The organism is Micromonospora sp. NPDC003776 (assembly GCF_053605645.1).
The window spans coordinates 1-7,620 of the sequence record NZ_JBSGJR010000329.1 but is presented as its reverse complement, the minus strand read 5'-3'; the positions used below and the strand labels follow the sequence as shown (position 1 = coordinate 7,620).

Genomic DNA, 7,620 nt, shown 5'->3' with positions numbered 1-7,620 from the left:
GGGCGGGCCTGTCGGCGGTCGCCGCCGCCGTCCTGGTGCCGGCCGTCGGCGGGTACGCGGGCCGCGCCGCCGGCCGGGCCGGGGGCCGTCCGGTGGCCGCCTTCCGGGCGGTCATGCTGGTGGCGCTGATCGACGTGGTGCTGCTGCTGGCGAACGGCCGGGTGGTGTGACCGGTCACCGGGAAGGTGGCATTACCGGGTCGGCGTGCGGGCCTCGATCAGCCCCAACTACCCTGGAGCGCGGTCTGCGCGGGTATGGCCACCCCGGGGCCCGGCGTACGGCCGGGTGGGGATCGTGACGAGGAGGACCGACGTGACGCGCTCGATCAGGGGTTCCCGGCGAGGGGCGGCCCTGCTGCTGGCCGGTACGGCGGCGGCGAGCCTGCTGCTGTCCGGGTGTGGCGCCGGCCAGGTGGCCGAGACCTCTGTCAAGATCCCTTCGGTGCAGGGCATCAACGTCCAGACCTCGGACAACCTCTACAAGGTGCGCGGCCTGTACGTGCAGTACCCGGGCAGCGAGGGCTACCCGGCCGGCGGCAACGCCCCGCTCAGCGTCGTGCTCTACAACGACAGCAAGTCCCCGGTCACCGTGACCGTCACCACCGACAGCGCCCGGGAGATCGTGCTCTCCGGCGCGGCCCAGAGCGGCGGCCCGTCGGTCGCCCCGACCGGCTCGCCCACCGAGCCGGCCACCGCGTCGCCGACCGCCAGCGACCCGAGCGCCTCGCCGAGCCAGTCGCTCGGCACCTCCGAGTCGCCCTCGGCCAGCCCGTCGGCCTCGCCGAGCGAGTCGGCCCCGGCCGGCCAGCCGGCCCGGATCGACATCCCGGCCAACGGCTACGTCACGCTGAGCGGCAACGGCGGCCAGGTCCTCCAGCTGGTCGGCCTGAACGACAAGCTGACCTCCGGCCAGCAGGTCAACCTGACCTTCGACTTCGGCAACGGCAAGGTGATCAAGACGGGCGCCCCGGTCGGCGTCCCGCTGACCCCGGCCGCGCGGCCCTCGCCGGTGGTGAAGCCCCGTGAGCAGGGCGGCGAGGGGCACCCGGGCGGCCTGATCGAGGGCGGTCCCGAGGGCGGCAGCCACAGCTGATCCACCCCTCCTGTTCCACGGACACCGCCGGTGTGGCCAGCGCCACGCCGGCGGTGTCGTCGTTTCCGGCTGGGCTTTCGTCGTACCGCCCGGTTAGCGTCCAGGGGTGAGCACCTCCCGAGCCACCTCCCCCCGCGCCTCCGCCGCCACGGGCCGGAGCCGGAGCGCCGCCCGCGAGCCGCGCCCGGCGTACGAGTGCGACGCCTGCGGTCACCAGCCGCCCAAGTGGGTCGGGCGCTGCCCGGAGTGCGGCGAGTGGGGCTCGGTGGTCGAGTGCACGCTGACCGGGCCGCTGGTCTCCGGCCGGGTGGTCAGTTCGCGGATGCCGGCCGAGCCGGCCCGCCCGATCGCCACCATCAGCGCCGCCCCGGCCCGGGCCCGGCCCACCGGGGTCAGCGAGCTCGACCGGGTGCTCGGCGGCGGCCTGGTCCCCGGCGCCGTGGTGCTGCTCGCCGGCGAGCCGGGGGTGGGCAAGTCGACCCTGCTGCTCGACGTGGCCCAGCAGTGGGCGGCGGGCGCGGGCAGCCCCTCCCTGGTGGTCAGCGGCGAGGAGTCGGTCAGCCAGGTGCGGCTGCGCGCCGAGCGGATGGGCACCCTGCACGACCAGCTCTACCTGGCCGCCGAGAGCGACCTGTCGGCCGTGCTCGGTCACCTGGACGCGGTCAAGCCGGGGCTGCTGGTGCTCGACTCGGTGCAGACCATCTCGACCACCGGCACCGAGGGCGTGCCGGGCGGGGTGACCCAGGTCCGGGCGGTCACCGCGGCGCTGGTCGCGGTCGCCAAGGAGCGCGGCATCGCCACCGTGCTGGTCGGTCACGTCACCAAGGACGGCCAGGTGGCCGGCCCCCGGGTGCTGGAGCACCTGGTCGACGTGGTGCTGCACTTCGAGGGCGACAAACACTCCTCGCTGCGGATGGTGCGCGGGGTCAAGAACCGGTTCGGCGCAGCCGACGAGGTGGGCTGCTTCGAGATGCACGAGGGGGGCATCAGCAGCCTCGCCGACCCGTCCGGGCTCTTCCTGACCCGCTACTCCGAACCGGTGCCGGGCACCTGCGTGACGGTGGCCATGGAGGGGCGGCGGGCCCTGGTGACCGAGGTGCAGGCGCTGATCGGCGCCACGGTGGCCGGTTCGCCGCGGCGGACGGTCTCCGGGCTGGACGGGGCGCGGCTCGCCATGGTGCTGGCGGTGCTCCAGCGGCGCACCGAGCGGCTGACCCTGCACGACCGCGAGGTCTTCGCCGCCACGGTGGGCGGCATCCGGGTGGTCGAGCCGGCCGCCGACCTGGCGGTCGCGCTCGCGGTCGCCTCCGGCGGCCTCAACCTGGCCCTCAACCCGCACCTGGTGGCGATCGGCGAGGTCGGCCTCACCGGTGAGGTCCGCCGGGTCGGCGCGGTCCCCCGGAGGCTGGCCGAGGCGGCCCGCCTCGGCTTCCGGCTGGCCCTGGTGCCGCCCGGCTGCGGCCCCGGCAGCAGCGGCGTCACCCCGGAGCACATGCGGGTGATCGAGGTCACCGACGTCCGAGCCGCGCTCCAGGCCGCCGCCCGCGCGTCGGCGGAGTGACCCAGGGTGACGGAGTGGCGGGACCGGCCGGGCGATTCCGGACAGCCGGTGCGCCCGGTTCACGACCGGGGGAGCCGGACATCGTGACACATCACAGTAACCACGAGAGCACCCACCGCACCGCAGTCCGTAGACTGTGCCCGTGCCGATCGACCGCGATGCCACCAAGCCCGCCGCGGCGACGCCGCACGCCCGTGCCGGCGCCGTGGGCTCCCCCGCCCGTCCGATCAGCGTGAGCGTCACCGGAAGCGTCGGCGGGGCCGGCGGCGACCCGCTCCGGGCCAACCTCGCGCTGATGGCGCCGGGCACCGCGCTGCGCGACGGCCTCGAGCGCATCCTGCGCGGCCGCACCGGTGCGTTGATCGTCCTCGGCTACGACAAGGTGGTCGACTCGATCTGCACCGGCGGCTTCCCCATGGACGTGGAGTTCTCCGCCACCCGGGTCCGCGAGCTGTGCAAGATGGACGGCGCCGTGGTGCTGTCCAGCGACGGCACCCGGATCGTCCAGGCGGGTGTGCACCTGATGCCCGACCCGTCGATCCCCACCGAGGAGTCCGGCACCCGGCACCGCACCGCCGAGCGGGTGGCCCGGCAGACCGGCTACCCGGTCATCTCGGTGAGCCAGTCGATGCGGATCATCAGCCTCTACGTCAACGGCCAGCGGCACGTGCTGGACGACTCGGCGGCGATCCTGTCCCGCGCCAACCAGGCGCTGGCCACCCTGGAGCGCTACAAGCTCCGGCTGGACGAGGTCTCCGGCACCCTCTCCGCGCTGGAGATCGAGGATCTGGTGACCGTCCGCGACGCGGTCTCCGTCGTGCAGCGGCTGGAGATGGTCCGCCGGATCGCGGACGAGATCGCCGGGTACGTGGTGGAGCTCGGCACCGACGGCCGACTGCTCGCCCTCCAGCTCGACGAGCTGATGGCCGGCGTGGACGCCGACCGCACCCTGGTCATCCGGGACTATCTCCCGGTCGGCCGGAAGTCGCGCACCCTCGACGAGGCGCTGGTCGAGCTGGACCTGCTCAGCGCCACCGAGCTGATCGACCTGGTCGCCGTGGCCAAGGCGATCGGCTACCCGTCCGCCTCGGACGCCCTCGACGCGGCGGTCAGCCCGCGCGGCTTCCGCCTGCTGGCCAAGGTGCCCCGGCTCCCCACGGCCGTGGTGGACCGGCTGGTGGTGCACTTCGGCAGCCTCCAACGGCTGCTCGGCGCCACCGTGGAGGACCTCCAGGCGGTCGAGGGGGTGGGTGACGCCCGCGCCCGGGGCGTCCGCGAGGGGCTGTCCCGGCTCGCCGAGGCGTCCATCCTGGAGCGGTACGTCTGAGCCGGCCGCCGGCGGTCAGCGGGTGATGGTGAGCTTCACCGGCTCGCTGAGCTTGGTGCCCACCCGGGCGAAGACCTGGTACGTGCCGGTCGGGGCGTACGGGCCGGCGGCCAGGCCGTTGGCGCAGCGGCTGGTGTCCCGGCCGTTCCAGCCCAGCTCGTAGGAGCGCTCGAAGTCCGGCGTGAACGACTGCACGTCCGAGCCCTTGCCGGTGCCGCAGGTGTCCGAGGACCAGATCTTCTCCGCCCCGGACTTCACGAAGAGCTCCTGGAGGTCGGCCCCGACATCCCGGCTGCAGGTACGGTTCGACACGTTCTGAATCTTGAGGCGGAGGGTGACCACCGTGCCCTGCTGCGCGGTGGACGGCACCGCCACCGCGGTCACCTTGATCTCCGAGTCGGCGCAGGTGCCGTCGTCGGCGACCGGCGCGGCCGGTGCGCCGCCGTTGTCGTTGGTCCCGGTGCCGCCGCCCGCCGGAGCGCTCTGGCCACCGTCCGAGCCGCCGTTCGAGCCGCCGTTCGAACCGCCGGAGTTTCCGCCCGAGTCGCCCGGCGTCGCGGACGGCCCGCCGGACTGTGGGGTCAGCACCGACCCGGTCGGGGCCGCCGTGGCGGACGGCGAGGCTCCGGTGCCGGTCACCCCGGTGTTGGGGTCTCCGCCGGTGCATGAGTAGAGCACGACAATCAGGAAGAGCAGCCCGGCTCCGAGTACGACGGCGCGTCGCCGCCAGTACACGGCGGGAGGCAGGGGGCCGACCGTCAGACGCATGATGCGTTCACCGTAGCCGCGCACCACGCCGGTCGGGGGCGCGACGCGCCGGTACGCGCCCAGGAGGGCATCGAACCATCCACTGTGGACAACGCTGTCACCGAGCGGGGCCGCCGGACCACGGCCGGTCAGAGATAGACCTTGCGCTGGTAGACGGCGTGCGCACTGGCGACCCGGTCGAGGAAGAGCAGCCCCGCGCAGTGGTCGATCTCGTGCTGGAGCGCCCGCGCCTCGAACCCGTCGGTGACCAGCCGGACCGGTTCCCCGGTGCCGGGGAGCAGGCCCTCCACCACCAGACGGCTGGCCCGCTTCACGTCGCCGGTCAGGTCCGGCACCGACATGCAGCCCTCCCGCCCGGCCTTCCACCGGGTCGCCTCGACCACCGTGGCGTTGCAGAGCACGAAGGCGCCGTGCACGGTCACCGCCTTCGGATGGCCGGTCACGTCGACCGCGAAGACCTGGGCGCTCACCCCGATCTGCGGGGCCGCCAGGCCAACGCAGCCGGGCGCGACGCGCATGGTGGCGATCAGGTCGGCGGCCAGGCGTACCACCTCGTCGGACTTCGGATCCACCTCGGGCCCGGGCCGGCTGAGCACCGGGTCGGGGGCGGACACCACCGGCCGCACCTCGCCGGGCAGGCCCAGCGCCTCCGGGGTCCAGCCGCCCAGGCCCGCCTCTTCGGCCGTCACAGCAGGTCCGTGTCCGCCGGCCGGAGGCTGACGCCCACGCCCAGCTCGGCAGCGGTACGGGCGAGCCGCCCGGCGACCTCGTCAGAGCTGCCCGGCGGGAGCTCCACCTCGGCCACGACCACGTAGAGCGAGCCGGTCAGCCGGGTGCTCAGATCGGTCACATTGCCCCCCGCGTCGGCCAGCGCCCGGGTCATCGCCGCCACGATGCCCATCCGGTCCGCGCCGTGCACCGCCAGCACGTACGGCTCGCCGGTCGGCTCGGTCGCGCCGTCCGGCGTGACCGCGCGTACGGTCGCCAGCAGTTGGCCGTCGGCGGCGAGCGGGGCCAGCGCGGCCTCGACGTCCGCGGCGGCCGGGCCGACGCAGATCAGGGTCATCGCGAAGTGCCCCCGCAACCGGGTCATCGTGGAGTCGGTGAGGTTCGCGCCGAGCCGCGCGAGGGCCTCGGCGACGTCGGCCACGATGCCCGGCCGGTCCCGGCCGATGACGGTGATCGCGAGCTCGTTCATCCGGACATTCTGCCCCGGCGCCGCCGGTCGTCCGCAGAGCCCCGCCCGGCCCGCCCATCCTCCGGGAAACCCGACCGTGACATCATCGGCGGCGCGATGACTGAGCCGACGTTCGCCACCCTGGTCAGCCGCTGGTACCAGCGGAACGCCCGCGACCTGCCGTGGCGCGAGCCGGGCGTGGGCGCCTGGGCCATCCTGGTCAGCGAGGTCATGCTCCAGCAGACGCCGGTGGTCCGGGTGCTGCCCGCCTGGGCGGCGTGGCTGGCCCGCTGGCCCACCCCGGCCGCGCTCGCCGAGGACACCCCGGCCGAGGCGATCCGGATGTGGGGGCGACTCGGCTACCCCCGCCGGGCGCTCCGGCTGCGCGACTGCGCGGTGGCGATCGTCGAACGGCACGGCGGCGAGGTGCCGGACCGGCTGGACCAGTTGCTGGCGCTGCCGGGCGTCGGCACCTACACGGCCCGGGCGGTGGCCGCCTTCGCGTACGGGCAGCGGCACCCGGTGGTGGACACCAACGTCCGCCGGGTGGTCTGCCGGGCCGTCGCCGGGGAGCCGGACGCCGGTCCCGCCACCCGCCCCGCCGACCTGGTCGCCACCGAGGAGTTGCTGCCGGCGGAGCCCGCCGCCGCGGCCCTGGCCAGCGCCGCCTTCATGGAACTCGGCGCGATGATCTGCACGGCCCGCGCGCCGCGCTGCGCGGTGTGCCCGGTCGAGTCGATCTGCGCGTGGCGGGCCTCCGGTCAGGAGGCGCCTGCGGGCCCGACCCGCCGCCCCCAGCGCTACGCCGGCACCGACCGGCAGGTACGCGGACTGCTGCTCGCGGTGCTCCGGGAGTCCACCGGCCCGGTGCCGCACCAGCGGCTGGACCAGGTCTGGACCGACGACGTGCAGCGGGCCCGGGCGCTCGCCGGGCTGGTCACCGACGGCCTGGTCGAACCGGTCGGCGACGAGTCCTTCCGCCTGGTCGGCGACGGACCCCCGGTCCCCCTCCCCCAGCCCTGACCTGACCGGCCGGGCCACCTCGCCCGCTCGGGCCGCCGGGAACCGCCAGCTCGTCGACCGGCCGCCGTCCCCACCGCCCGGAGTCCGCAAGCTCGCCGACCCTGCCGGTGCCCCGGCCTTCCCGGCCGCGGAACACCCCAACTCGCCGCGGCGCGAGCTGATCACGCTGGTCGTGTCCCGTTCGTCGGGCGTGGCCTTCACGGCATGCGGCGATCCGGCCCTTCCTGCCCGCGGGAAACCCCAACCTGCCGTAGCGCGAGTTGATCACGCCGCTCGCGGCCCGGCCTGGCCCGGGCTGCTCGAGGTCGGCGAGCTGGGCGCGCCCGGGATGGCGCGAGGCACGGCTGCCGCAAGTCGTGACCGCTCACGCCGGCGGGGTGGGGGGACGGAAAGGCGACGGCCCCGACCGGCTTTCGCCGATCGGGGCCGTCGCCCTGTGTCTGATCTATCCGAGGCTCACGCCGCGTCGTCCGCGCCCGTGGCGGCGGTGCCGCCGAGGTCGGCCGGGACCGCGTCCGGCACGGCCACCGGCCGGTCGGCGCCCCGGAAGACGAGCTTGGACTTGTCGATGTTCTCCGGGTCGCCCTCGCAGTCCACCACCACGATCTGACCCGGGGTCAGCTCGTTGAAGAGGATCCGCTCGGAGAGGTTGTCCTCGATGTCGCGCTGGAT

General features: G+C 74.9%; 7 protein-coding genes and 1 pseudogene. 4 read left to right on the top strand and 4 right to left on the bottom strand.

The window, feature by feature from the left end; genetic code table 11:
- The first annotated feature begins 312 nt into the window (after positions 1-312).
- The 3 genes from ACWEVO_RS23605 to disA all read left to right on the top strand — a co-directional run bounded on the left by ACWEVO_RS23605 (position 313) and on the right by disA (position 3,980).
- A complete protein-coding gene (locus ACWEVO_RS23605) occupies positions 313-1,092 on the top strand; it encodes a hypothetical protein (protein WP_452309694.1) in 780 nt (259 codons plus the stop codon).
- Positions 1,093-1,198: 106 nt separating this feature from the next.
- On the top strand, positions 1,199-2,653 hold the full coding sequence (gene radA, locus ACWEVO_RS23600; RefSeq protein WP_452309693.1) for a DNA repair protein RadA: 1,455 nt from the start codon (positions 1,199-1,201) through the stop codon (positions 2,651-2,653).
- Between the two features lie 142 nt (positions 2,654-2,795).
- Entirely contained in the window at positions 2,796-3,980 is a 1,185-nt protein-coding gene (gene disA / locus ACWEVO_RS23595) for a DNA integrity scanning diadenylate cyclase DisA (RefSeq protein WP_452309692.1), read from the top strand.
- A 15-nt stretch (positions 3,981-3,995) separates the two neighbouring features.
- Here the strand turns inward: disA and ACWEVO_RS23590 are convergent, their stop codons facing one another.
- The 3 genes from ACWEVO_RS23590 to ACWEVO_RS23580 form a co-directional block, all read right to left on the bottom strand.
- Positions 3,996-4,748, bottom strand: a complete 753-nt coding sequence (locus ACWEVO_RS23590; RefSeq protein ID WP_452309691.1) for a hypothetical protein — start codon at positions 4,746-4,748, stop codon at positions 3,996-3,998.
- A 128-nt stretch (positions 4,749-4,876) separates the two neighbouring features.
- Positions 4,877-5,437: a peptide deformylase gene (locus ACWEVO_RS23585; protein WP_452309690.1), complete on the bottom strand. Its 561-nt coding sequence runs from the start codon at positions 5,435-5,437 to the stop codon at positions 4,877-4,879.
- Complete coding sequence (locus ACWEVO_RS23580; RefSeq protein WP_452309689.1) at positions 5,434-5,946, bottom strand: glycine cleavage system protein R; 513 nt, start codon at positions 5,944-5,946, stop codon at positions 5,434-5,436. Before ACWEVO_RS23580 ends, ACWEVO_RS23585 begins: the two co-directional genes overlap by 4 nt.
- Positions 5,947-6,042: 96 nt before the next feature.
- Between ACWEVO_RS23580 and ACWEVO_RS23575 the strand changes: the two genes are divergently transcribed.
- On the top strand, positions 6,043-6,948 hold the full coding sequence (locus ACWEVO_RS23575) for an A/G-specific adenine glycosylase (protein WP_452309688.1): 906 nt from the start codon (positions 6,043-6,045) through the stop codon (positions 6,946-6,948).
- A 456-nt stretch (positions 6,949-7,404) separates the two neighbouring features.
- Here the strand turns inward: ACWEVO_RS23575 and ACWEVO_RS23570 are convergent.
- Positions 7,405-7,620: pseudogene (locus ACWEVO_RS23570) on the bottom strand (ATP-dependent Clp protease ATP-binding subunit ClpC); the annotation flags it as partial.